The sequence below is a fragment of the Chitinophaga rhizosphaerae genome (genome assembly GCF_003958645.1).
GTDB classification, from domain to species: domain Bacteria; phylum Bacteroidota; class Bacteroidia; order Chitinophagales; family Chitinophagaceae; genus Chitinophaga; species Chitinophaga rhizosphaerae.
In genome coordinates this window covers 125,753-152,094 of the sequence record NZ_RXLO01000002.1, presented here as the reverse complement: position 1 = coordinate 152,094, position 26,342 = coordinate 125,753, and the positions used below count along the sequence as shown (strand labels likewise).

The following is a 26,342-nucleotide window of genomic DNA, read 5'->3' as shown; positions in this document are numbered from 1 at the left end:
GCAGGTGCAGAGATTTATGCAGAGATCTACCATTGTAAGATTTAAACTGGTTTGGGTTTGACTGAATACAGCAGTATATCGTCTTTTCAGGACGCGTTGTATGCCGGGAAAGCGAACTGCGAGGAAACGGTACGGATGTACCTTGACCGCATCGAGCAAACCCGTCATTTAAACGCATACCTGGAAGTTTTTACGGAAGACGCCCTCCGGCAGGCCCGTTCCCTGGATGAAAAGATCCGGAAAGGGGAGCGGCCCGGTTTGCTGGCGGGCGTTGTCGTTGGTATCAAGGACGTAATATGTTATAAGGGGCACGCCGTGAGTGCGGCAAGCCGGATACTGGAGGGGTTTGAGTCCCTCTACAACGCCACGGCCGTGGAAAGGCTCCTGGAAGCAGGGGCTATCATCATTGGCAGGCTGAATTGCGACGAGTTCGCGATGGGGTCTACCAACGAGAATTCCGCTTACGGCCCCACGCTCAATGCGCTCGACGAAACGCGCGTTCCCGGGGGCTCCTCCGGCGGTTCGGCGGTGGCGGTACAGGCAGGTTTATGCCATGTGAGCCTCGGTTCAGATACCGGGGGCTCCGTGCGCCAGCCCGCCGATTTCTGCGGCATCGTGGGCCTCAAGCCCAGCTACGGCCGCGTAAGCCGGCATGGGCTCCTGGCCTATGCTTCCTCGTTCGACCAAATTGGCATTTTTGGCTCGAATATTGCAGACGTTGCCAGAGTTTTGCAAGTCATAGCCGGTCCCGATGCCTATGATAGCACGGCCTCACAAAGTGATGTGCCTGAATATCAATTAAGTACCGATCTGCACAATAAAAAGCGCAAATTCGCGTATCTAAGGGATGCCCTCCATCACGAGGGCCTGGACCCGGAAATGAGGGGGGGATTTGAAAGTTTCTTTGAACAGTTAAAGGCGGAAGGTCATACCGTAGAACCGGTTGATTTTGAATACCTTGATTTCGTGGTAGCGGCATATTACGTGCTTACTACCGCCGAAGCATCGAGTAACCTGAGCCGGTACGACGGGGTCAAATATGGCCACCGGACGCCGGAAAAGGGCATCGATCTGACCGATTTTTATCGAAAAAGCAGGTCTGAAGGCTTCGGGAAGGAGGTAAAAAAACGTATATTGCTGGGAACCTTCGTGCTGAGCGCCGGATATTACGACGCTTATTTCACGAAAGCACAGCAGGTACGAAGGCTGGTGGTGGAAAAGATGCAGGCGATTTTGCAGCGTTACGATGCCATCCTGTTGCCGACAGTACCTACGACCGCGTTCAAAATCGGGGAGAAAATGGATGATCCGATCGCGATGTACCTTGCCGATATTTATACGGTACTGGCCAACCTCACAGGGGTTCCCGCGATTTCCGTTCCTTTGGCCAGGCATTCAAACGGGATGCCATATGGCCTACAGATCATAACGAGAGAACTGGACGAGCAGAACTTGTTAGAAATTGCACAAACCATGTTGCAGATGCAACAAGTAGATACAGTTTAAAACAAACCAACGCGTATGACGAAAGTCTTTTTACTTCTATCATTGCCGGCTTTAGTGGGGAGTACCAGTGTGGTTGCCGCCAGCGTTGAGGTGAATAAGGAGATGGTGTATCCGATCCAGGATGCATCCGCCGATACCTCCGTTACCTTGAAAAAGTCCGCGCACCTTCCCAAAGACACGACGGTGCACGGGGCTCCTGCCAGCGCTTCGGTAAAAAGAGCCGCCCAGGCTCTTCCATCTGTTATCAGAACACCGAAGGTGTACGAACAGATGAACAATAATTTCGTAAAGAATTATATCAACGATTATGCCACCCGCTATTCCCAACACCTCGCGGTGATGGTTGAACGGTCAGCGCCATATTTCGTGATGATCGAAAAGGTATTCCTTGACCACGGTATTCCCGAGGAAATGAAATACCTCGCCGTGATCGAATCCAGCCTTATGCACAACGCCCGCTCCCGCGTAGGCGCCGTAGGCATGTGGCAGTTCATGAGCGGCACCGCCCGCATCTTCGGGCTTAACGTCGGTAAAAAAGTGGACGAACGGAAGGATATTTACAAATCCACCGTGGCTGCCGCCAAATACCTTAATGAGCTCTATAATCAGTTCGACGACTGGTTGCTGGTAGTAGCCGCATACAACTGCGGCGCCGGCGGTGTTCAGCGTGCACAACGGATCAGCGGCCGTAGCGATTTCTGGGGAATCCAGTATTTCCTGCCCGCAGAATCCCGCTCCCATGTGTATAAATTCATCGCCACCGGTTATATCCTCGACAGGTTCAACACCTTCTTCGGCGTAGGCAGCAATTACACGGCCAAAGTGTCTTTGCCTGCAGCCAGAATGAGTACCGCCGCCGAATTCAGAAAAGCGGCCCCCCTCACCGAAGAAGATTTGTTCAACACCGTTGAGTTCAACATCTCCGGTAAATACCGGCTCGAAGCCATCGCCAAAAAACTCGCGATGGAAACCAACGAGCTGGAAAGGCTCAATCCCGGTTTCTCACAGGCTCTCGCCGGAGAATCCAATAGCTACGACCTCCGCGTTCCGAAAGAGAAAATGAAACTCTTCCAGGCCGAAAAAGATGAAATCCTCAAAGAATCCCTCCAGATGACCCTGGATGACAAGGCCGCCACCGTAGACAGAAGCAGGTTCCCTGCACCGGTGAAAAAGCCCGAGGTGAAAGCTGCCGTTAAAAAGCCCGTCGCCAAAAAAGCACCGGTGAAAAAACGGACCACTACCCGGAAAAAATAAATTCATTCCGATATAGAAAAAAGCGCCATTTGCCATGGCGCTTTTTTTTATGCACAATGATCTGTCCAGAAAAAACTGGACTGGTTTAGAAATCCTGGTCTGCATATCCAGCGCCAGGTCCAGCCGTTGTGGCTGTATGGCTTTATCACCTCCCGCGGTTGGATTTTGCCAGTAATGCTTTATCTGGAAGGCCTTCGCCAAGGGGGGCTTTTGCCGGTAGTCCGTGGTTTTTATGTAGCGATACCTGTAAGGCTCCAATAAATGCTGTTGCTTCAGCAAGCCATTCCCCCAAAGCTCCCGGAATTTCCGGGGCTTTGGGGTATTCGACCCATTTCACGGCTAATGATCGTACCATACTGTTGTTTTTATGAAGATCCGGATAAAAAGTGCGGCTCCGTATATGCTGGTCTATCGTCTTTAAACGCATGAAAATGTGGATAATGAAATTTCTATGACGGAATTGACCGGCCGGACCACTTTAAACGACATGCATAATACCATGTATCGCTTGTCTTGCGCATATGATGTGGATAAGTGGAGGCGCTTTGACGTGGTAATTGCCTTACCCCCCAGCTACATGGAACGCGGGTAATGATCACCCTTCGGCAGCGCGTATACCGATGACCAGTCGCGCCTCCTGACCTTCGGCTCCAAAAGTAATGTTAGTTGGGAGATAAGTGATTGGTTATGATTGGATTGTGGCGGATGAACGCGGCAGTCTCCGGACGACCGGCATACGTCAAACAGCGTTGTGCAGGAAAACGCGCGTTTCGTATTTTTGCAGGATGACAGCTGAAAAACTGCGTGTAGACAAATATCTATGGTCGATCAGGGTGTTCAAAACCCGCTCGGCCGCCGCCGCAGCGTGCGATGCGGGCAGGGTCAAACTGAATGGCGTGTCCGTCAAAGCCGCCAGGGCCGTGAACATCGGCGATGAATTCGATATCCGTGGCGACGCGCGTAAATGGAAAGTGAAGGTGACGGGCCTGCTCGCCAACCGCCAGGCGTATTCGGAAGCGATCAAATATTACATCGACCTCACCCCGGAAGAAGACCTGGACCCCAACAAGCGCGTGGCTTCCAGCTTCGATACCGGCAAACGGCAGAGCAAAATCGGGCGCCCCACAAAGAAAGAACGCCGCGACCTCGACGATTTTATGCAGGAAGATTAATTTCTTATTATTTTCGCACATTCAATTTACCCGATACAATGGCTAAACAAAGCGACGTACTCAGCGCGGACTTTCTCGTAAAAACAGCGCAGGAATTCGGCACCCCGGTGTATATCTATCACGCCGAGAAGATCAAAACCCAGTATGAAAAGCTGAAAACTGCCTTCAGCAAGGCCGATGCGCGCTTTTTCTACGCCTGCAAGGCGCTGACGAACATCAACGTGCTTCGTTACATCAACTCCATCGGCTGCGGGCTCGACACCGTGAGCATCCAGGAAGTGCAGTTGGGGCTGAAAGCCGGTTTCGATCCGAAAAACATCATTTTTACGCCCAACTGCGTGGATCTCGGCGAGATTGTCGCGGCCAAGGAATTGGGCGTGAACCTCAATATCGACAACATTTCCATCCTGGAGCAGTTCGGCAACCAGTTCGGCGACAGCTACCCGATCTGCATCCGGCTGAACCCGCACATCATGGCGGGCGGCAACTTCAAGATTTCGACCGGGCACGTAGACAGCAAGTTCGGTATCTCGATCCACCAGATGCGCCACATCGAGCGGATCGTGAAAAGCACGAAACTAAAGGTGACAGGGCTCCACATGCATACGGGCTCCGAGATCAAGGACGTAGACGTGTTCCTGCGCGGCGTGGAGATCATGTTCGAAATGACCGAGCATTTCCCCGACCTGGAGTTCATCGACCTCGGCAGCGGCTTCAAAGTGGCTTACCAGCAGGGTGATCCGGAAACGGACATCGATCTGCTCGGACGTAAGCTGAGCGAGGCTTTCAATAAGTTCGCCAAGTCGTACAAACGGCCCCTGCAGCTCTGGTTCGAACCGGGAAAATTCCTCGTGAGCCAGTGCGGTTATTTCGTCGTAAAGGCCAATGTGATCAAACAGACCACGGCCACCGTGTTCGTAGGCGTGAACAGCGGTTTCAACCACCTGATCCGCCCCATGTTCTACGACTCTTTCCACCTCATCAAAAATATCTCCAACCCGAAAGGCACGGAGCGTATCTATACCGTTGTGGGCAATATCTGCGAAACGGACACTTTCGGCTGGGACCGCAAGATCGCCGAGGTGCGCGAAGGCGATTTCCTGGTGTTTTACAACGCCGGCGCCTATGGTTTCGAGATGTCCAGCAACTTTAACTCCCGCCTGAAACCCGCCGAAGTGCTGGTGAAAGACGGGAAGGCCCACCTCATCCGCCGGCGCGATACGATCGACGACCTGCTGAAGAACCAGGTGGAAATCTCCCTGTAAAAAATATGCATTCACCCCTGCGCGACGAACTTCAGGCCCGAGGCTACACGGAGCTGGCTGCTTTCCCGATAAGTGAGCTGCTGGTGCCGGTGAAGGACGGTATGCGCAGGGGTTCCCTTTTCTACTGGCTCCTCCTGGCAGCCCTCATGATAGCCGGGGGCTTGCTGGCCCTGGGCATCGTGTATTGGAAGAAAACAGGGACGTTGACCCCAGGCGCTTTCATCCAGTGGTTCCTCGCCGGGGTGGCAGCCGTTTTCCTCCTCATTCCCATCCACGAACTGATCCACGGGCAGCTGTTCCGGTTGTTCGGCGCCCGCGACGTCCGGTACGGCGTGGTCTGGAAAAAGCTTATGTTTTACGCCGTGGCCCACAATTTTGCCGTGAATTACCGGCAGTTCCTCGTTATTGCCTTGGGGCCCTTTGTCGTTCTTTCCGCCGCCATGGGTGCGGCTGCCTGGCTGGCGCCCCCGGGCTGGAAGGCCTTTTTCCTCGGGATGTACGCATTCCATACGCTTTGCTGCATGGGCGATCTCGGGCTTTGCGGCTTTATGCACCGCTTCCGGAAACAGCAACCGCTCACCTTCGACGACGCCGATGCCCGGATTTCGTATTTTTACGTAACTTTGCCCTAGCAATTATTCCCCCCAGACATTCTGTTATCCTGCACTGTCGCTGTTAGCCATAAAGGTTTAGAAAATTATGAAGATACTTACCGCAAACCGGGATCAGCTGATAGAGGAACATCTGATTGAGAGCCATATCTCTTTCGTCCCTTTCGTGCGCTTCATGAAAGACAAGGCGAAAAAGGCCAAGGGGTCCAGGGCCGCATTCTTCTCCGAAATCGTAAGGCATTTCGAAAGCAATCCCGAACTGAGCCAACCCCTCGCCAGTGATGTGGATGTTGCTAAATACCAGGAATACCTGGACCTCGTGACCGCCACCGTGTTTCCCGTCACCATAGACGATTCCCGCGATATTTTCGGCATCGGCGTACCGTATCGCTTCGCCATATTTTACTATTCGGACAAGTTCCAGCAGATTTTTTCGGAAGATGGGAAGGAACTGCTGGCCATGCCCAAAGGCATGTCTCCCGAAAAGATCCGCCGCGACAAGCTTTCCTGGCTCTACAAACTGATCCTGGAACGCTGGTACAACCTCCAGATCAATTACGATACAGAAATCGTGCATCCCATTTCCTTTAACGGCGAAGGGCTTACGCAATATATCAAAGTGAATATCGATCCGCGGTTCGTGGACGTTAGGCTGAAAGGCGAATTGCCCAAGCTGGATTGCGGAAGCATCTGCGCCGGCGACTTCCGGTCGCAGGACCTTTCCATCCTGCAACAGCTCGTTCCGCTGGACGCGTTTGCGCTGGAAGGGTTCGTGATCTGGACGATCCAGGACGTGACGCGGGATTATGTGGTGAACGGCCTGAAGAGCCTCATCCTCAACATCCGGAAAGACAATGAGCTGAAAACCTATACCCAGGCGCGGGAGTACCTCAAGACACTGGCAGGCCGCGAAGACCTGAACGTTCACCTCGTTCCGTTCCTGAAAGTCAACAACCGCAGCGTTCTCGAAACAACGTACGTTTCGCAGAGCATCATTTTCAGCAGTGCGAGAAGCGAACAGGAGCGGTTGTCGCTCAACGATCAGCTCATGACCTTCCTCAAAGCCAATCCATTGCCGCTGGTGCTTCCGGAAGTGACGCGGCAGTCGGTGGAGCTGTATCCATTCCTCAAATATTTACCGCTGCACGGCATCAAGAGTTTTATCCTCTTCCCGATCCTGCATGAAAATAACCTGCTCGGAATGCTCGAGCTGGCCACTTCCGGATCTACCCCGCTGGATTTCGAAATACTCGCCAACCTGCAGCCCGTCTACGCGCTGGGCTCCATGTTGCTCCGCCGCAGTGTGGAGCTGGCCAACGAGCGGATCAACGAAGTGATCAAAGACCAGTTCACCGCCCTGCAACCCGCTGTGGAATGGAAGTTTACCGATGCGGCCTGGGAATATCTCCACACACCGAAAGGCGTGAAACAGAAAGATATCGGTAACATCCTGTTCGAAGACGTGTACCCGCTGTATGGCGCCGTGGATATCCGCAACAGTTCGGTGGAAAGGGGAACGGCCATCCGCGACGACCTTCGCGAGCAGTTACAGCTCATCCAGAAAACGTTCAGAAGCATCAACGGCAGTTTGCATCTGCCGCTGCTGGAAGAACTGCAATACAAGAACAACCGGATGCTCAGCGGCCTGCACGACACACTTTTCGCGGAAGACGAAGTGAAGATCAACGAATTCCTCGACCACGAGATCGCGCCCACTTTCCGGCACCTGTACGACAGCGAGGATGCTCTCAAACCCTTGCTCAACGAATACTTCACGAAAATCGACAAGCATACGGGGCACATCTACCACCACCGCCGGGAGTACGAGGAGAGCCTGCGCGAAATCAATTCCGTCATCAACAATTTCCTGGAGAAGGAAAAAGACGAACTGCAGCAATCCTATCCCTGCTACTTCGAAAAATACCGGACAGACGGGGTGGAGTATAATATTTACATCGGGCAGTCGATAGCACCGGAGCGCAAGTTCGACATGATGTACCTCCGAAACCTTCGCCTGTGGCAGCTTTCATCGATGGCGAAGATCGCACGGCTCACGCACGACCTGGCGCCTTCGCTCACGTTGCCGCTGCAAACCACGCAGTTGATCCTCGCACATTCCAACCCCATCGCCATCAGTTTCCGGAAAGACGAACGGCGGTTCGATGTGGAAGGAGCGTACAACATGCGGTACGAGATCATGAAAAAACGGATCGACAAGGTACGGGTCAGGGATACCAACGAGCGCCTCACGCAGCCCGGCAAGATCGCCATCGTATATTCGTATACCCGTGAAGCGGAAGAATATCGTAAATTTATCGACTTCCTTATCGACAAAGACGTGCTGCTCCGCGATGTGGAAATGCTCGACCTGGAAGAGCTCCAGGGCGTGAGCGGCCTCAAGGCCATCCGCCTCAGCGTGAACATGGGCCGCGCTTTGCCGGCGCCGGCTCCGTCTGAAAACGCCAATTAAAGATTGCCATAATACGAAAAAAAGGGCTGACCGATTTGGTCAGCCCTTGTCGTTTACGATCAGTTTTCAGGCGGAGGTATGACTACTCCGTTAAAAGTCTTGTTAAAAGTATAATTCCCTAAAAATTCGGTGCCAGTACCACCGGGGTTCTTCGGTCTTTTCGTGACAGACATATTACCAGCCACCTGACCCGTGTAGCTTAACCCGACAGGATTGGTCTTTTGAACGGATACACTGGTAACCGTTGACGTGATGTCGAAAATCCAGGCGGTGTCGGATACAGATTGCCAATGGGTGACGGCGCCGCTGATGGTGAGATTGTTCACATCCAGTTGCATCAGGCCGTTCGCCTTTACGCGGCTGACGTCTCCCAATACGGAGTAATCGTACTCGATGTACAGGTTGCCGCCTGATGTGTTGACCGTTTTAAGATTTGCGTAGCCGTACGAAATGCCCTGTCCCAGATACTCATAAAAGGTTACATTGGAAAGCGCGTTCGTATTGGGTTTGCGCTTTTCATTGTTCAATGCTTCTTTGTCTTTGGAACATGCTGCAGCGATCAGTAGTATCGCCGCCAGGGGAAACAGTTTTTTTCTCATCATACAAATAGGGATTGGGTTTAAACGGATAGTAATTTAACGAATAATAAATATCCCACTGGTGAAATCGCAGGCATGATAAATTCGGATCGGGGCATGAAAAAAGGCGCTCCCGGTCCGGGAACGCCTTTTCCGCTATCGGATAAAACGATCAGAATTTAAACCCGAACGTCACGTAAGGCAACGTGCCTTCAGACGAATGGCCCAGCACGGCCGTTACCACCACGAGATTGACCGGTGAGAAGTAAAGCCCGCCGCCGAAGCCGTTGTGCCATTGCCCTGAGTCTTCGCCCCGCAGCCAGACGCGGCCCACATCGTTGAATGCGATCATGCCTACCGATCCGGGAAGGATGTAGGAAGTGAAGTCGAACAGTTTGATGCGCAGTTCCATGTTATTATAGAACATTCCGTGGCCGGAGAACCGGTTGTTGCGGAAACCACGGAGGTTCGCCGTTCCCCCCAGCGACAGCGCCTGGAAGAATTCCGGGTTGCCCCAGGTATAACCGCCGCCGAGCCGCGTTACGAGCACTACGTTGGGCGGCAGCCCGAGACTGGCGTAGATGCTCATGTCCGACCGCACCTGCAGCATGTTGTTGCTGGCGCCGGTAAGGCCTTTGCTGCCGAGCACGCTCGTGTTCCAGAGCAGGCCGCGCGTGGCTACCAGCTTATTGTCGCGCGTGTCGATGCTGAAAGTGCCGCGGAGGCCGGCGTAACTTTTATTGGCGTAGAGCCGCGCGGAATCGGCTTTGTCGAAATCGTCGAGGAAGCGGCCGTAATTGTTCTCCGGTTCCAGCGTAGCCGCGGTAATGGAAGGTCCCACCGCGAAAGTGATGTTCTGCGCCACCCTGGTGCGCAGCATCACTTCGGCAGAATAGAAATCGAACCGGCTCCTGTAATACCGGATCGGCGGGTCGGATTTGTTTTTGTCGTATTCCGTTTCGTTGCCGAACCCGAAAAAGTTCACGGTATTATGCGGCGCCCGCGCCAGGCCATGCAGCAGCAGGTCCGATTTGCCGATAACGTCGTTGAACTGCCCTTCGTACCGGAATTGCCAGGCCTCCGTGGCCAGCGCGTGCATGCCGGTAAAGCGGTGGCGAACGGCGAAGGAATCTTTCCGGAACCCCTGGCCGGTATATTCCATGCCCAGGCCGAGCAGCAGCCCGTCGTCGAGGTTGAAGCCGCCGGTAACGAGCGGCATGAGTTTCTTGTATTTAAAGGCCATCCGGTTGTAGCGGACCACATCCGGGTGGGAGGAGCGGCGCATTCCGGTCCGGGAGCCCACGGCGAAGGAGTCTTCTTTCTGTTTGAGATCGTAGATCAATGCTTTTTTACCACCGCCGCGGGGCACACTGTCGATATACGTATCCTTTTCAGGCCCGCCGATCAGTCGCACGCGGATGCGCGGATTGCCGTCTCCGGTAAGGATGAACCGGTCTTCGCCGCCCAGGCCGTAAATCGCCACTTCGCGGGTATGTCTGGGATCGAAAGTACGGTCGAAAAGCTTTTGCTCGATGTCTCCCGACTTGCTGATCTTCCGGGATGTCACGCGCACTTTCCCGCCTTCCAGGCGATCGATGGTGAACTGTTCGTTTTTCTGCGAACCGGTTACATCAACACCTTTTGCCAGGAAGCGGTAATATTTGAGGGCTTCCTGCCGGAGGATTTCCCGTCTTGCCTTCAGCCTTTCCACCATCATCGGCCCGGTCAGTTTGCGGATGGAATCGGGGAGTTGCCGAACGGCTACTTCGATCACTTCATCCGTCATCAGTTTCGAGAATTCCACGGATTGCTTCGACCATTGTTCTTCCGGCAGATTGGAAAGGAAGTTGCGATCGAAGTAGCGCGGGTTGAAATTGAGGCCATTGATGTTGGGAATGTTTTTCCTGAATCCCTGGATATTGGGCATGAGCCATGCGCGGCTCGCCATCCGCGGGATGAGGCCTTCATTGACGAAAAACGCCTGGTCGCGGTCGCGGGGGATGGGGTTGAAGATTTTCCGTTTCTTTTTGGTTTCCGCCCACCAGCGCCACTGATCATCGTGCCGGTCCCAGTCGCCTATGAAAAAATCGAGCAGGCGCGCCTGGAGCACAGCCGTTTGGTCTACGGAATTATCATTGTCTTCGAGCAGTTTCTCGAGCACTTTCAGCGTGTTGTAGGTTTTGCTGGCGGTAACGGGCTCGCGTTCTTCGAAAAGATATACACCGTTGGCGAAATCCTGGCGGAAGATGCCGAGCGCGGTGTCATCCGGCAAATACACGAAAGCCGGGTTGGTATGCGGAACGCCGGCTTTTTCGGCGAGAGACGATACAACGAGCGGTGCATACGGATTGGAGGCCGAAATCTGATCCTGGACGATCTCCCGCGCGAAGGTCTCCCGCAGCGGCTCGGGAACGGCGGACGTGGGGTTTTTCACCAGCGACCGCAATACCCATTCCCTGCCGGAAGTGTCTTCCAGCCGGAGGGAACGCGTTTGCATGCCACCGCCGCGCTTGGTCACTTTGAGCCCGCCTTTGACGGTATCTATGTCGATCACGGGGAAGTTCAGCGGTGTGTTCCAGACTTTCCGGTAGTTTTCGCCGAGCATGAACCGGTGGAAACCGTTCACCTTTTCATACCTCGGATCGGCGGCCACCGTTACCGACGACGGGGTCGGCTTTGCGGCTTCCTGCGCCAGGTGGCGGCGATATTCGCTCAGGTTGAAAAGGGAATGGGAGAAGATGGGCGCAGCGTCGTTCTCATTATAAAAATCCACTTTCACTTTTCCGTTCTTCATCACCGTGATCACGCTATAACCGTAGAATTTACTGGCGAACAGGGACCCGGGCCCCTGTTTCACGCGACTATCCTTTGCGCCGGCGCCGCTCACGAGAAAATACCGGTGGCCTTCGTTGATGAGCTGCAACGTATGTTCATGGCCTGCTACGAAAACGGTGGGCGCATCGGCCGGAATGGCGCCTTCGATCCCGCGGATCAATCTTTTATACAAGGGGTGCGGGAGGTCTTCGCGCGTGCCGAACACGCCCCGCACCAGCGGATACACGCTGCCGATGACGGGCATGGGTACGTAGAGGTACGGTTTGGCGTCCGTCAAAGGGAAAATATGTTGCTTGATGGTATAATATCCGCCATGGATACCGTGGCTGCGCAGCGGGTGGTGTGCCGCGAAAACGAGCAGTTTACCGGGATTGGCGGCGGCGATATCCTTGATTTCCGCCAGCACTTCGTCTTCCGTCTTCTGATCGCAGGAAGATTCCAGGCCGGGTTTGGCGCCGGGGTAGAGCCACCATTCACTGTCCATCACGATGAGCATGACGTCGTCTCCCAACGGAACGGCCAGGGGGCCGGGGCAACCGTCTTTCGGCAGGAAATCCACGTTCGGCAGTTTCAGCGAATCGATGTATTGCTGCTGGTTGCGGATCTGCCGCCATCCGTCTGGCCGGTGTTTGGACCAGTCGTGGTTCCCGGGTACGAAAATCCCTTTCGCTGCGGTGCCCCTTACCAGGTTCACCTGGTAATCGAGGGTGGCGCGGGCTTCGGAGAAATTCTTCGCCAGGGGGCTTGGTAACCCGAGCGGATATACGTTATCGCCCAGGAAGAGCACGGTGTGCCTGCCTTCGTTGAGCTTGAAGTTGCGCCTGACCGCATCCACGACGGGGTTGATGCCGTTACGCATTTCGCCGGCGTCGCCGATGAGGATGATCCGCTGCTGGATGCTGTCGTCCTGCGCAATGGCGCGTAAGGAGAAACAGGCAAGGAATATGAGTGCGAGGTATTTCAATTTTTGGGATGGTATTTGAACTTGAGAATATCGGCTGTATGGTCTTCGTCGCCTTCGTTGGAAATGTACATATCGCCGTTCGGCGCGAAGGTGATGCCTTCGGGCTGGGAGAAATGTTTCCGCGGGAGGCGGTGTGTTTCGAGGACGTTGCCCTGAAGGTCGGTAATTACGAGCAATTCGTTCACGGAAGACACGATATATACCCTGTTTTCGATAGGATGCACAGCGGCGCCGGAGGGGCGGAAGTGTTTGGCGGGGCCTTCTTTCAGGCCGTGGATACTGTCGTACGGAACGCGGAACACGGGCTCGGGGCTCCAGGTCATGGAATCGGGCCGGAAGCTGAAGGCGCTCGTTAGCTGTTGGCCTTTATCGGTTTCGCAGTTTTTGCAGATGGCGATGATACGGTCGGTTCCGCGGTCGTAATACGCCGCTTCGAACTCGCGTTTCCAGTTATGGGGGAAATGCGCGATGGTAGCGGAAACGGAGTCGGAGAACATGCCGTCTACCCGGTTCATGCTACCGTTGCTTCTGAGCACGAACCAGTCTTTCCCCGTGAACACGGTTTCTTCGTAATCACCGCCTTTGCCGAACTTCCAGGAAGGGTAGGGGGCGGCGGCGCGGAGGTCTACCTGGAAGAGTTTGCCCTGTTCATCGTTATTGGCGATGAAATGCGCTTCATCGCGGTAGAACACGAGGCCGGAGATCTCCTGGAGCGATTCGCGCACCCTGAAACGTTCGAATTGTTCGAGCCGGTAGCCTTCGGGGGAAGTCTGTTTCCGGGCATCGTTCTGGCCGGCCGGCTGGCAAGACAGCAACAGAATAACCGGCAACAGGCAAGTTAACATCTTCATAAGCCATTCTTTATCGGATAAAATTAACGCAAAAAATGCCGTAATTTGGAATATAGTAAATACACCACCAGATGGAAATTAGTTCAGTGATAGCAGCCGCGCAAGCCTATGTGACCCGGCAGTACGAATCGCACCCGGACCCGGTGCTGGTATACCATAATCTCGTGCATACCAGGCAGGTAGTGCAGGCGGCCGACCAGATATCGGCCTATTACCGGCTTTCGGAGACGGACCAGCTCATCGTGATGCTGGCGGCCTGGTTCCATGACATGGGGTACCTGGAAGGGGAACGCTCGGTCCACGAATCGGCCGGCGCCGATGCGGTGATCGCTTTCGCGAAGGAACAGGGTCTCCCCGAAGCTACGGGCCGCGCGGCGGCAGATTGCGTGCTCGCCACCAAAATCCCCCAGCAGCCGAAAAACCTGCTGGAGCAGATCGTGTGCGACGCCGACCTTTTCCATCTCGGCAGCAAGGAATTCTCCAAAAGGAACAAACTCCTGCGCACCGAAGCCGAACTATCCGCCGGCAAAAAAATCAGCAGCGCCGAATGGACGCGCACCAGCATCCAGTTCCTCGAATCCCACCAGTATCACACCGCATACGCCAGAACGCTACTCAATCCGCAAAAGGAAGATAATATCGAAAAACTGAAAATAAAGCTGGAAGAAAAACAGCGGGAAGCGATGGAAGAAAGCATCGGCATCGCGCCGGAAAAGAAGAAAGCGGAAAAAGCGGAGAAAGCGGAGAAAGAGAAAGACAGGGAGAAGGACGAAAAGAAGAAACCCGGTGTGGAAACGATGTTCCGGACCACGGGCACCAATCACATCCGCCTGAGCTCCATGGCCGATTCCAAGGCGAATATCATGATCTCGGTGAATTCCATCATCATTTCGGTATTGCTGTCTGTGCTCCTGCGCAAGCTGGAAGATTATCCCAACTTCATCTTCCCCGCCGTCCTTTTCCTCGCCACCTGCGTCACCACGATCGTGTTCGCCGTGCTGGCCACCCGGCCCAACGTGACGAGCGGGCGCTTCACCCAGGAAGATATCAAAAACAAGAAATCGAATCTCCTGTTCTTCGGGAATTTCCACCAGATGTCGTACAAGGAGTACGAAGCCGGGATGGATACGATCATCAAAAATACCGACTATCTCTACAGCAACATGATCCACGATATCTATAACCTGGGCGTAGTGCTGGGCCGGAAATACCGCTTGCTGCGCCTGGCGTACAATACTTTCATGTTCGGGCTCGTGTCTTCCGTGATCGCATTCACGGTGGCGGCCATATTTTTCCCGGTAAAAGGTTAAGCATTGGAGCAACAAACGATACCCTTGAACGACCGCGACCTGAGCTGGCTGTATTTCAATCACCGCGTGCTTTCCATGGCAGCAGCATCGTCGGTCCCTTTGTACGAACGGGTGAAATTCCTTTCTATTTTTTCTTCGAACCTCGACGAGTTTTTCCGGGTACGTATGCCGGCGCTGTTGGCTTTGCATCATTTGCACGAAGGGGAGAAAGGCGCGCTCGCCGCGGCGCAGCAGGAAATTGCGCGACAGTTGAACGAATACGGGCAAATCTTCACGCAGTCGGTATTGCCGGAACTGCGGGAGAAAGGGATCCGGTTGTATTACGGGGAATCCCCCGCGCCGGAGCACCTCCCTGCCATCCGCGATTACTTTTACAACACCGTGCTGGCCTATCTTCAGCCCGTGCGCATCCAGTTCGGGCAGCCGATGGAACTGTTCCTCGAAAATAATGCACTGTACCTCGTGGTTTGCCTGGAAGACGGCGGCACGGGTGTCGTCAACATCCCGTCAGACCACCTGCCGCGGTTTCTGCGGCTGTCTGGCAACGATGTGATATTTATGGATGACGTGGTCCGGCAGCATCTGGGGGCCCTGTTCCCGCATGTGGGCATCAAGGCGGCATATAGTATCAAGGTGACGCGGGATGCGGAGATCGATGTGGACGAATTCAGCGGCCATCTCCTGCAGAAAGTGGAAGATATGCTCGTGCAGCGCCAGATGGGCGTTCCCACGCGATTCCTGTTCGATGCCGCCATGCCGGATACGCTGCGCGACCAGCTCGGCGAATATTTCCGGATCGCGGCACTGGAAATGGTGCCGGGCGGGCGATATCACAATCTCCGCGATCTTTCCGATCTGCCCTTGCCGGCCGATCCTTCCCTCGAATATCCGAAAATGCCGTCCGCGCATTGCCACGCCATCGATTTGGACAAGCCCCTGCTCGACCAGATACAGTCGGGCGACAAAATGCTGCACGTTCCCTATCAATCGTACGACTACATTTTACGATATTTCAACGAAGCCGCCACCGACCCCGATGTGCGCGAGATTTACGTGACGCTGTACCGCGTGGCGTCTACCTCCCGCATCGTGCATGCGCTCATGAGTGCGGCGAAAAACGGGAAGAAGGTAACGGTGATGGTGGAACTGAAAGCCCGGTTCGACGAGGCCAACAACCTCCGATGGGCCAAGCGCATGAAAGCCGCGGGTGTCAAGATTTTGTATAGCATCCCCGGGTTGAAGGTCCATGCGAAAGTGGCCCTCGTAAAGCGCAAGCGCGGTTTTTCGTGGGACCATACGGCCCTGCTGGCCACGGGTAACTTTAACGAAAGCACGGCGCGCTTTTACGCCGATCATATCCTGTTTACCCGCCACCAGGGCATTACGCAGGAGCTGGAACTGCTGTTCATCTACATGCAGACCGGCATTGCCCCGGGGAAATTCAATTTCATGCATTTCGAACATTTGCTGGTGGCGCAGTTCAACCTGGTAGACCAGTTTACATCCATGATCCGCGCCGAGGCAGACGCGGCCCGGGCCGGGAAGCCAGCGCGCATCACGATCAAGCTGAACAACCTGCAGGAAAAAAGCATGATCGCCGAGCTGTATGCCGCGGCAGCCGCGGGTGTGGAGATCGATCTGATCGTAAGGAGCATTTGCTGCCTGGTGCCCCGCGAAGGGATACGGGTGCGCAGGATCGTGGACCGGTTCCTGGAACATGCGCGGGTCTTCATATTCCATAACGGAGGCAGCGAACGGGTGTACCTGGGCTCGGCCGACTGGATGAACCGCAACCTGCACCGCCGCATCGAAGTATGCTTTCCCATATACGACCCCGTGTACCGCCGGCAGCTGAAAGATATTATCCATTTGCAGCTGACGGATAACACAAATGCCGTAATATTGGGGGCAGACGCCCGCAACCTGCCGGTGCCCCGCAACACGGGTGCCCCCGAAGTGAACGCCCAGCGGGATACATATGCATACGTCCGGCAACTGTAAAACCCTCGGTATGGCAACAACCCGAAGCACGGCAACATTCTTCAACAGGGTCAACAACCGGTTCGGTTTTTCCCTGTTCCTCCTTTACAAGCTCCCCAGCGCCTGGATTTCCGGTGTGCGCGCGGGCGCGGCGTCGGAAGAATCTTGCACCACATCGGTGCCTTACCGCTGGCTTTCGCAAAATCCCTTCCGCAGCACGTATTTCGCCTGCCTGGCCATGGCCGCGGAAATGAGCAGCGGCATCCTGGCCATGGGGCACGTGTATGCCGCTCCGGCAAAGGTGTCTATGCTGGTAACGGGTATGGAAGGCATCTTCCTTAAAAAAGCAAAATCGAAAACATATTTTACCTGTAACGACGGCACCCGGATCCGGGACGCCATCGCGAAGACAGTAGCAACCGGCGAACCCGTAGCCCTTACCGTTGAAGTGACGGGCAAAAGCAAAGACGCAACGGAGATCGCACGGTTCAGGATTACGTGGAGTTTTAAAAAAGCATCATCATGAAAATAGCATTTCACGGAGCAGCACGCACAGTGACGGGGTCCAAGCACCTCATCACCCTGAAGAAAGGACTGAAGATTTTACTGGACTGCGGCATGTACCAGGGTATGGGGCGGGAAACCATCCCGCTCAATCTCGACTTCGGATTCAACCCCGAAGAAATAGATATTATGGTACTGTCGCACGCGCACATCGACCATTCCGGTCTCGTGCCGCGCCTCAGCAAATTGGGTTACAGCGGCAAGATCTATTGCACGCCGGCCACCAGGGACCTTACCGAGATCCTCCTGCTCGATTCCGCGGAGATCCAGGAAGACGATGTAAAATACGTGAACAAAAAGAACGCCCGCGAAGGCAAACCTTACATCGAGCCGCTGTATAAAGTCGAAGATGCCAAGCGCGCCATCGATCAGCTCGTTCCCGTCAAATATGGCGAATGGTTCAGGATCGATGAAGACGTGGAAGTGCTTTTCACGGACGCCGGCCACATCATCGGCAGCGCCTGTGTGCATTTACGGGTGCAGGAAGGCGGGAAGACGGAGCACATCACCTTCAGCGGCGACATCGGCCGGTATGGCGATCCCATCCTCAAATCGCCGGAAGAATTCCCGCAGGCGGATTACATCATCATGGAATCCACTTACGGCAGCACCCTTCACCCGCACATCGCGCCGGCAGACGAAGAGCTGTTGCGCTTCATCCACGAAACCTGCGTCATGAAGAAAGGGAAACTGATCATTCCCGCATTCAGCGTCGGCCGCACTCAGGAGATCCTTTACGCCCTCAACCGCGCGCAGCTGGCCGGGAAACTTCCGCCAGTAGACCTTTTCGTGGACAGCCCGCTGTCACTCGAAGCCACGCAGGTAACCCGCACGCATCCGGAATGCTTCAATAAAAAAGTGGCCAAACTGCTGGAAGTGGACGAAGACGTGTTCAGTTTCCCCGGGCTTCGCTATATCAAAACGGTGGAGGAATCGAAGATGCTCAACTTCCGCAAGGAGCCCTGTGTCATCATTTCCGCATCCGGCATGGCGGAAGCTGGCCGTGTGAAGCATCACATCGCCAATAACATCGAACAGTGGAAAAATACCATCCTGATCGTAGGATATTGCGAACCGCAATCCCTCGGCGGACGGCTCATGCGCGGTGCCAGCGAAGTTTCCATCTACGGCGATAAATATGAAGTGAAGGCCGAAGTCGGCATCATCCGTGCCATGAGCGCGCACGGCGATTATGAAGACATGAGCCAGTGGCTCGCCTGCCAGAACCCGCGCGACGTAAAGAAACTCTTCCTCGTGCACGGTGAATACGAAGTACAAACCGTATTCCGCGACTGGCTGCTGAAGAAAGGATTCCAGGATATTGAAATCCCCACGCGGCATTTCGAGATCGGGCTGGCTTAATCTTCCGTGAGCGGGAACCAGAGGTTCACCCGTGTTCCGGCAGGTTGTCCGTTCTCATTTTTCAGATCATCGATGTCGAAAGACGCATCCATATTGTACCGGCTGTTGTAAATCTGCAGCCGGTCTTTTGTTATCTGGAGGCCCCGCGACACGTGCGCGGGATGGCTATGCTGCTTCAATGCAGTGGCGGCTTCGCGGCCGATGCCGTCGTCTTCGATCACGCAATGCACCTGCCGGCCTTCGCGGGTGAAGCGGATGAGGAGATGGCCGTGTTCGTTTTTATGCTGCAACCCATGCCAGATGGCATTTTCGACGAAAGGTTGCAGTACCATTGCGGGGATTTCCGCGAAGTCGGGCTCGAGGCCGGGATCGATCGTGATCGTGTAATCGAAGCGCCCGTCGAGGCGGAGGCGCTCCAGTTCCAGGTAATTTTCCAGCATTTCCGTTTCCCGCGTGATGGAAATATTGTTCAGCTGCGAATGATCGAGCACATTGCGAATGAGCTTGGCGAAGCGGCTGAGGTACACCAGCGCCGTGTCTGTCTCGTTTTTCAACATGAATGTCTGGATCGAGTTGAGGGCGTTGAAGATGAAATGCGGGTTCATTTGCGCGCGGAGCGCTTTCATTTCCAGCTGCGATAATTCCTCCCGGAAAGCCGCCCTGCTGCGGGCTTCCTTCCTTACCAGGTACATCCTGAACCGGAAATATCCATACACCAAACCGGCTGCCAGCAAGATCAACAGGGTCCGGAACCATCCCGTTTGCCAGAACGCAGGCCGGATCACGATCTCCAGGGATGTGGTATTGCGCGAGAAGATCCCGGCCGTGTTCATGCTCTTCACCCGGAATGTGTACTCGCCCGGCGGCAGTTTCGTGTAGCGGGCAGACAGTACGTTTTCCGCCGGCACCCAATCCTTGTCCAACCCTTCCAGTTGGTAAAAATATTGCAGTTTTTCCCCGTGGTATTGCAGCGATTTGAAATCGATCCCCAGGAAGTTTTCATTATACTTCAAATAGACCGGCCAGTTGAAAAACAGCGCGGAATCCACGATGATCGGCTGATTCAGCACCCTGAACCCCACGATCGTTACATCGGAAGGCGGCGGCCTAACTTCCAGTTTTTCGGGAAGGAACGCCACGGCGTGGTCGGATGCGCCCACGAGCAGCCGCCCGTCTGCCAGGCTAATGATACAGCGCCGCACTTTCCTAGGATCGGTAATGATGTCGTTGTTTTGCTCGAATGTGGAAATCGTCCGGGTTGGACTGTTCAGCCGGTAGAACCCGGCCGTTGTGGTGAGCCAGAAGCGGTCGTTGCCGGCCGGCGCCATGGAGAGGATCCATTCGTCGAACTGCAGGTTGTTGATCAAGAGGGTTTCCCATCGCCCGGATCCGGGATAATAGAAATAAACGCCGTGATCGGTCCCCGCCAGCAAGGTGGTATCGTTAACCCGCAGCAGCGCCGTTACGTTGCGGACGGTATCCGTTCCGCGCATGAACATCACTGAAGACGTGACCTGCCCGTCCGATTTCCGGAAGCGCAAGACCCCGCCGCGGCTAGACCCCAGCCACAGGAGGCTGTCGCCGCCGGGAACGATGGCGGTAATAGCCGTATTCCGGCGGATGAACCCCATGAGCTGCGGATAATTGGTGACTTTCCCGGATTGCGGGTCCCATTTGGCCAGGCCGAATTTGTAGAGGCCGGACCATACGGTGGTATCGTTTTCGGGCCACATGGTGAGCACGGTCTGGTCGTGCAATTGCGGCGGGCGATGATGTTTGAACCGCTGCGTTTGCGGATCGTATTCGGAGACCATCCCGTTTTCCTGGCCTACGAGCACTTTCCCTGACGGCAGTTCGGCCAGGCTCCAGACGAGGTTCCTGTCTTCCGGGATGCCGCCGGGCCCGTGCGTGTAATGCTTCACGGGTGTGAGGTCGGGCCGCAGATGGGAGAACCCTCCGCCCCAGTAAGCCATGTACACATCTCCGTTCTTCCCTCTCAGTAATCCTGTCATTTCCACGCCGGAAATTTGTGGCGCCGGCGGATCGATGCGGGTGAAACCTTCGTTGTGAAGGCTTAATATATTGACGCCCAGGTCTGTCCCGACCCATAGATGTCCGTCGCGGTCGGGGAGCAGGCAATTGGTTTCATAGTTGAGATGCAGGCCCAGCGGCGAATTGGAGGGCGCGATGTGAAGGGAAAATTTCCCCTGTGCGTCGGTGTACCGGAACAGGCCGTTGGTTTTCATGCCCGCCCAGATATTGCCGTGATGGTCTTCCGCCAGCTCGTACACCTGGTCGGGCTCGGCGCCGCCATAATGGAACTGGAAGCGCCGCAAGCCGCTGCTGTCGGGCGGCCAGCACAGCAGTTCGTTGGTGCCGCGGGTGGCGGCCCAGATGCGCCCGCGATCGTCTTCCAGCAATTCTTTCACGCTCGTGTGGATACCGAGCAGGGGATAACGATGCGGATTGTTGTAGGTACTGAAAATCTGGCGCCGGTCCCGGGTCACCATGTACATTTCCTTTGTTCCGCTGATCCAGAGCCTCCCGTGTGCGTCTTCCAGGATGCCGGAATGCATTTTGGTGCTGATGCTGTCGGGGATTTCGGCGGGCCGGCGGAAGCGGTGGAGCGCGGGATCATATTGCAGCAGCCCCGCATCGGCCGTCATCCATAGCCGTCCTTTATGGTCCTGCAGGAAAGCATAACACCCGATTTCCGAACCGGGCGTCAGGCCGGCTTCGATGGGAACGGTGGAAATGCGGGCGGTAACGGGATCGTAAATCCGGATATTGTCCGGCGCACCGATCCAGATGCGGCCCTGCCGGTCTTCGTACAACGCGATGTCGTCGTAGAAAATGGAACCGGGCAGCCGGTCGAACTGGGTGATGGTAATGTAGTTTTCGCCGTCGAACCGCTGGAGCGCGTTGCTGGCGATCCAGATGAACCCTTTTTTATCCTGCAGAACTGCGGAAACGTGGTTGCCGGTGAGGCCGTTCTGGATGGAAAGATGGGAGAAGACGTAGGCCTGCCGCGAAGACTGTGCTTTAACGGTGTAAACGGAGATCAGGAGTGCGAGCAGGTACAGATACTTCATGCAGGTGAAATACTGCCGGAAAGGGGTTGTTGCTTTCCGGCAGTATATGGATTAGTTGATGGTGAGTTGATAGGCGGTGACGTGGTTGCCGAAGAAGGTGGGGATGTACACGATTTTCTTTCTCGCGTCGTACCCGATATCTGCGGTCTGGCGTTTTTCGGCCTGGGTGTCGAGGATTTTGTCGGCGGTGTTGTCTTTGATGTTCACGTAATACACATCGCCTTTCCAGCAGGAAACGATGTATTCGTCGCCCTTCACATGTTCGATGCCGTCTGCGCCGGAAGAAGCGGGCGCTACTTTCTTGAGGGATTTGTCGGCCTGAACGAGGTTCACGGAATTATCGTCGAGCACGAGGAGCCCTGCGGGGCTGGCCAGGATGCCGTTGGGGCCTTTGAGGCCTTTGGAAACGTAGGCGTCGGAGACCGTGGGTACTACGAGATGGACGGTTTTCTGCTTGGAATCGGTAACGAAAACATATCCGTTGGGTGCCACGGTAACGTCGTTAAGGCCGGTGGCGCCTGCGATGGGGATGCGTTTTTCGATCGCGCCTTTATCGATATCGATGACTACGACGGCGTCGAGGTCGGCGACGTACAGGCGGTTTTTATGGACGCCCATGCCTTTGGGGGCGTTTAGCCCCTCCACCCAGCGGAGTTGCTCGATCTTCCCGGTTTTGGGAGACACTTTGGATACGAACCCCTGTCCATCTGCCCCCCAGGGCTCGCCGTCGATATTGGTGACATAAAGCACGTTGCGCTTGCCGTCGAAATACACCGATTCGGGTACTTTCAGCGTGGTGTCGGTAGACCAGAGCTTCGTCAGCGTGGCTTTCTGTGCCAGGGCAGCCATGCCCGGCGCGCCGGCGAGGAAAAGACTAAGGATGGCATATTTCATTTTCATAACACGTAGAGATTAGGGTTTAAATTTAATAAATGTATTTTTATCGACTATGAAACAATACCTGACTATTACCTTCGCGCTACTCTTATCCGCTGCGGTACAGGCGCAGTCCCGCAAGGCCGTTTTCATCATTGTGGACGGCATCCCGGCAGACGTCTTCGAGCGTGCCGAACTTCCTCATTTCAAACGCATTATCCAATCTGGCAGCTACCTCCGCGCCTTCGTAGGCGGGGAAAAAGGCGGCTATTCCCAAACCCCGACCATCTCCGCCGTGGGCTACAACAGCGTGCTCACGGGTACCTGGGTGAACAAGCATAACGTGTGGGACAACGATATCAAGGCGCCCAATTATCAATACTGGACCATCTTCCGGACGTTCAAATCCCACTTCCCCCAAAAGAAAACCGCCATTTACAGCAGTTGGGAAGACAACCGGACCAAACTCGTGGGCGACCGCCTGGCCGCCACCGGTAACCTCGCGATCGATATCAAGCACGACGGCTTCGAGCTGGATACCGTCCGTTTCCCGCACGACCGTAAAAAGGCGTACATGGAGCGGATAGATGCGCACGTGGCCGAAGAAGCGGCGAAATCCATCCGCCAGCAAGCCCCCGATCTTAGCTGGGTGTACCTCGAATATACCGATGATATGGGCCATATGTACGGCGACAGCCCGGAATTTTCTTCCGCTATCCGGAAAATGGACGAAAAGATCGGCAAGATCTGGGAAGCGGTGCAATATCGCCAAAAGCAGTTCAAGGAACAATGGCTGATCGTGATCACGACCGATCATGGCCGCGACGAGCCTTCGGGCAAGCACCATGGCGGGCAAACGTTCCGCCAGCGTTCCGGGTGGATCGTGTCCAACATCAGGCAACCGAACGTATATGCGAAAACGTCGTACCCCGGCGTGGTAGACATTATGCCCACCATTGCGCGGTTCCTGGGGCTGCCGCTGCCGCAGCATGTGGCCCGCGAATCGGACGGGGTGGCGCTGACGGGCAAGATTTCCGTGGCCCGCGCCAACGTGAACTATTTCCAGGACGTACTGGATATTTCCTGGGTAAACCCCGACCCCGGCGGCAATGTGAAAATCTGGGTGGCCACTACCAATAACTACAAAACCGGCGGAACGGACGAGTACAGGTTGCTGGCTGAAGTTCCCGCGGCGCAGGGGCATGCGGTGGTGAACGTGAAAGAGCTGCCGTCGAAGTTTTATAAAGTGGTGCTGGAAGGGAAGGAAAACACCGTGAACCGCTGGTGGGTGGCGGATAAATAATTGATGGAAGAATATGTTAAACGCTGGATGGTCTGATGACGAGATTGTATAGCGTTTACGAATATGCTATTAATGATGCATAAATACATCGTAAGTGCTTGGAACAATCCCCCTCGCATCGAGGGGGATTGTTGTTTTTATAATGTTTCAGTGTTATGATTTGATCTTCAGCAATCCTGCATTGATAGCTACCACCACGGTGCTGATGCTCATGAGCACGGCGCCTGCGGCGGGACTGAGCAATATCCCCGCGCCGGAAAGCACCCCTGCGGCCAGGGGCATGGCTACCACGTTGTAACCCGTTGCCCAGGCGAGGTTCTGCACCATTTTCCGGTATGTGGCCTTGCCGAAAAGCACGAGGCTGGCCACGTCTTTGGGGTTGCTGTTCACGAGAATGATGTCTGCCGTTTCGGCGGCCACATCGCTGCCGGAGCCCACGGCGATGCCAACGTCAGCCCTGGCGAGGGCGGGCGCGTCATTCACGCCGTCTCCCGTCATGGCAACGAACTCTCCGGATTGCTGGAGCTGCGCGATCTTTTCCAGTTTTTCATGCGGCAGCACTTCGGCGAAGAATTGGTCCATGCCGAGGGTGCGCGCCACGTCTTCCGCCACCACTTTATTGTCGCCGGTAAGCAATACCGTTTTGATGTTTTGTTCGTGCAGCGTGCGGATGGCGGCTGCGGATTCCGGCCGGATCTGGTCGGATAGCGCGATAAAACCGATGGGTGTTTCATTGCGGAGCACGTACACCAGCGTTTCGCCTGCGCGGATTTGTTCCGGAGGGTTTTGCAGCGCGTTGGGGCTTACCACTGATATCTTGGTCCCGTTCAGCTCCGCCGTGATCCCTTTGCCAGTGATGGCCTTGATTTTACCGGCCTGTTCGGCAATGATGCCCAGCAATTTTGCTTTCGCCACGATCCCCGTGGCAATGGGGTGCTCTGAACTTTGTTCGAGCGCATAGGCGAGGCGGAGCACTTCTTCTTTCGTTACATCACCGGCCAATGCTTCGAAACGGGTCACGGCGAATTGGCCTACCGTGAGCGTTCCTGTTTTATCGAATACCAGCGTAGTGATCTTGCGCGCGTTTTCGAAAGCGGTCCGGTTGCGGATAAGCAGCCCGTTGCGCGCCGCCAGGGCGGTAGATTTGGCGACCACCAGCGGAATGGCGAGCCCCAGCGCGTGCGGACAACAGATCACGATCACCGTTACCATCCGCTCCATGGCGAACGCCAGCGTGCTCCCCGTGAGGTACCACGCGAAAAACGTGACGAGCCCTGCCAAGATGGCGATGGCCGTGAGCCAGCGCGCGGCTTTATCGGCCAGCAGCTGCGTGCGGGATTTGTCTTGCTGTGCTTCGTTGACCAGTTGGATCACCTGTTGCAGGTATGATTCCTTGCTGCCATGGGAAACTTCGATGCGAAGGGCGCCGTTACCGTTGATGGAACCGGCGATCACCTTATCGCCCGGATGTTTTTCCGCCGGTTGGGATTCTCCCGTGAGCATGGATTCGTTGACGGCACTTTCGCCTTCGGTAATGACACCGTCTGCAGCAATCTTTTCACCGGGTTTCACGAGAATGAAGTCTCCTTTCTGGAGCTGGTCGGTCGGTATTTCTGAGATCGTATCGTTTTTGATGATATGGGCGGAGGAAGGCATCAGTTTGACGAGGGCTTCCAGTTCGCGCGAAGCGCCCGCCACCGACGTCATTTCGATCCAGTGACCCAGCAGCATGATAAGGATCAGTGTGGCCAGTTCCCAGAAGAAGTCCATGCCTTCCAGCCCGAATACGGTGGCTGTGCTGTAGGCGTACGCCACGGTGATGGCGAACCCGATCAGCGTCATCATACCCGGATTGCGGGATTTCATTTCGCTGTACCAGCCTTTGAGGAACGGCCAGCCGCCGTACACGAAAATAATGGTCGACAGGCCGAAAAGTATTTTGCCGGACCCGGGGAACTGCCATGGCAGGCTGAGCCAGTGCTGGATCATTGGCGACAGCAGTAAAACCGGCACCGTGAGCACCAATGTCACGTAAAACCTTTTCCTGAAATCGGCGATCATGCCGTGGTGATCGTGGCCGCCATGCCCGCCGTGTCCTGCATGCATCTCATGGCCCGCGTGCTGGCTGTGGTCTCGCACAGGAGCGGGTTGCGGATGGTCATGATGGACGTGGGTGTGGTCTTGCGGCGGATGGGAATGCGGTTCCGGATGGTGGTGGTGCTCGTGCGGATCATTAGGGCTCATGGTACGGTAGTTTGAATGGAAAACAAGTTTGCGGGATGAATGTTCAAATGCCTTGCCAGTATTGGCTATAGCCAAAATTGTATAACAGAAAACCGGAAAGTTGTA

General features: G+C 55.2%; 19 protein-coding genes. 11 read left to right on the top strand and 8 right to left on the bottom strand.

Features of this window, described 5'->3' with window-relative positions:
- Positions 1-57 precede the first annotated feature (57 nt).
- On the top strand, positions 58-1,506 hold the full coding sequence (gene gatA / locus EJ361_RS04090) for an Asp-tRNA(Asn)/Glu-tRNA(Gln) amidotransferase subunit GatA (RefSeq protein WP_126244089.1): 1,449 nt from the start codon (positions 58-60) through the stop codon (positions 1,504-1,506).
- Positions 1,507-1,521: 15 nt separating this feature from the next.
- On the top strand, positions 1,522-2,760 hold the full coding sequence (locus tag EJ361_RS04085; RefSeq protein WP_126244088.1) for a lytic transglycosylase domain-containing protein: 1,239 nt from the start codon (positions 1,522-1,524) through the stop codon (positions 2,758-2,760).
- A gap of 145 nt (positions 2,761-2,905) precedes the next feature.
- Here the strand turns inward: EJ361_RS04085 and EJ361_RS04080 are convergent, their stop codons facing one another.
- Positions 2,906-3,187: a hypothetical protein gene (locus EJ361_RS04080; protein WP_126244087.1), complete on the bottom strand. Its 282-nt coding sequence runs from the start codon at positions 3,185-3,187 to the stop codon at positions 2,906-2,908.
- 358 nt (positions 3,188-3,545) lie between these two features.
- Here EJ361_RS04080 and EJ361_RS04075 point away from each other — a divergent pair, with 358 nt between their 5' ends.
- The 4 genes from EJ361_RS04075 (at position 3,546) to EJ361_RS04060 (ending at position 8,278) form a co-directional block, all read left to right on the top strand.
- Entirely contained in the window at positions 3,546-3,932 is a 387-nt protein-coding gene (locus EJ361_RS04075) for an RNA-binding S4 domain-containing protein (protein ID WP_126244086.1), read from the top strand.
- 38 nt (positions 3,933-3,970) lie between these two features.
- A complete protein-coding gene (lysA, locus tag EJ361_RS04070; RefSeq protein ID WP_126244085.1) occupies positions 3,971-5,197 on the top strand; it encodes a diaminopimelate decarboxylase in 1,227 nt (408 codons plus the stop codon).
- Positions 5,198-5,202: 5 nt separating this feature from the next.
- On the top strand, positions 5,203-5,829 hold the full coding sequence (locus tag EJ361_RS04065; protein WP_126244084.1) for a DUF3267 domain-containing protein: 627 nt from the start codon (positions 5,203-5,205) through the stop codon (positions 5,827-5,829).
- Between the two features lie 67 nt (positions 5,830-5,896).
- The gene (locus EJ361_RS04060) at positions 5,897-8,278 is read left to right on the top strand and encodes a hypothetical protein (RefSeq protein ID WP_126244083.1); all 2,382 of its coding nucleotides are present in this window, start codon (positions 5,897-5,899) and stop codon (positions 8,276-8,278) included.
- Positions 8,279-8,337: 59 nt separating this feature from the next.
- On the opposite strand, the gene EJ361_RS04055 is transcribed toward EJ361_RS04060, so the two are convergent.
- From EJ361_RS04055 to EJ361_RS04045, 3 genes are all read right to left on the bottom strand, one after another.
- On the bottom strand, positions 8,338-8,880 hold the full coding sequence (locus EJ361_RS04055) for a hypothetical protein (protein ID WP_126244082.1): 543 nt from the start codon (positions 8,878-8,880) through the stop codon (positions 8,338-8,340).
- A gap of 148 nt (positions 8,881-9,028) precedes the next feature.
- A complete protein-coding gene (locus EJ361_RS04050) occupies positions 9,029-12,655 on the bottom strand; it encodes a BamA/TamA family outer membrane protein (protein WP_126244081.1) in 3,627 nt (1,208 codons plus the stop codon).
- Positions 12,652-13,506, bottom strand: a complete 855-nt coding sequence (locus EJ361_RS04045) for a hypothetical protein (RefSeq protein WP_126244080.1) — start codon at positions 13,504-13,506, stop codon at positions 12,652-12,654. Before EJ361_RS04045 ends, EJ361_RS04050 begins: the two co-directional genes overlap by 4 nt.
- 71 nt (positions 13,507-13,577) lie before the next feature.
- Between EJ361_RS04045 and EJ361_RS04040 the strand changes: the two genes are divergently transcribed.
- The 4 genes from EJ361_RS04040 to EJ361_RS04025 are packed head-to-tail and all read left to right on the top strand — an operon-like array spanning position 13,578 to position 18,722.
- On the top strand, positions 13,578-14,816 hold the full coding sequence (locus tag EJ361_RS04040) for a Pycsar system effector family protein (protein ID WP_126244079.1): 1,239 nt from the start codon (positions 13,578-13,580) through the stop codon (positions 14,814-14,816).
- 3 nt (positions 14,817-14,819) lie between these two features.
- Positions 14,820-16,817 (top strand): polyphosphate kinase 1, encoded by a 1,998-nt coding sequence (ppk1, locus tag EJ361_RS04035; RefSeq protein ID WP_205686934.1) that lies wholly within the window; start codon positions 14,820-14,822, stop codon positions 16,815-16,817.
- A gap of 10 nt (positions 16,818-16,827) precedes the next feature.
- Positions 16,828-17,322 (top strand): DUF4442 domain-containing protein, encoded by a 495-nt coding sequence (locus tag EJ361_RS04030; protein ID WP_126244078.1) that lies wholly within the window; start codon positions 16,828-16,830, stop codon positions 17,320-17,322.
- Positions 17,319-18,722 carry an MBL fold metallo-hydrolase gene (locus EJ361_RS04025; protein WP_126244077.1) on the top strand — a complete coding sequence of 468 codons (1,404 nt, stop codon included), beginning with the start codon at positions 17,319-17,321 and terminating at the stop codon, positions 18,720-18,722. Before EJ361_RS04030 ends, EJ361_RS04025 begins: the two co-directional genes overlap by 4 nt.
- Here EJ361_RS04025 and EJ361_RS04020 read toward each other — a convergent pair.
- Both EJ361_RS04020 and EJ361_RS04015 read right to left on the bottom strand, forming a co-directional pair.
- On the bottom strand, positions 18,719-21,814 hold the full coding sequence (locus EJ361_RS04020) for a ligand-binding sensor domain-containing protein (RefSeq protein WP_126244076.1): 3,096 nt from the start codon (positions 21,812-21,814) through the stop codon (positions 18,719-18,721). The two genes, EJ361_RS04025 and EJ361_RS04020, sit on opposite strands and share 4 nt — an antisense overlap.
- 51 nt (positions 21,815-21,865) lie before the next feature.
- The gene (locus tag EJ361_RS04015) at positions 21,866-22,714 is read right to left on the bottom strand and encodes an SMP-30/gluconolactonase/LRE family protein (RefSeq protein ID WP_126244075.1); all 849 of its coding nucleotides are present in this window, start codon (positions 22,712-22,714) and stop codon (positions 21,866-21,868) included.
- 49 nt (positions 22,715-22,763) lie between these two features.
- On the opposite strand from EJ361_RS04015, the gene EJ361_RS04010 reads away from it, so the two are divergent.
- The gene (locus tag EJ361_RS04010; protein WP_126244074.1) at positions 22,764-23,993 is read left to right on the top strand and encodes an alkaline phosphatase family protein; all 1,230 of its coding nucleotides are present in this window, start codon (positions 22,764-22,766) and stop codon (positions 23,991-23,993) included.
- A 153-nt stretch (positions 23,994-24,146) separates the two neighbouring features.
- Here the strand turns inward: EJ361_RS04010 and EJ361_RS04005 are convergent, their stop codons facing one another.
- Both EJ361_RS04005 and EJ361_RS25735 read right to left on the bottom strand, forming a co-directional pair.
- Positions 24,147-26,099: a copper-translocating P-type ATPase gene (locus tag EJ361_RS04005; RefSeq protein ID WP_205686933.1), complete on the bottom strand. Its 1,953-nt coding sequence runs from the start codon at positions 26,097-26,099 to the stop codon at positions 24,147-24,149.
- Positions 26,051-26,227, bottom strand: a complete 177-nt coding sequence (locus EJ361_RS25735) for a hypothetical protein (protein ID WP_205686932.1) — start codon at positions 26,225-26,227, stop codon at positions 26,051-26,053. The genes EJ361_RS04005 and EJ361_RS25735 overlap by 49 nt, the downstream gene beginning before the upstream one ends.
- Between the last annotated feature and the right edge of the window lie 115 nt (positions 26,228-26,342).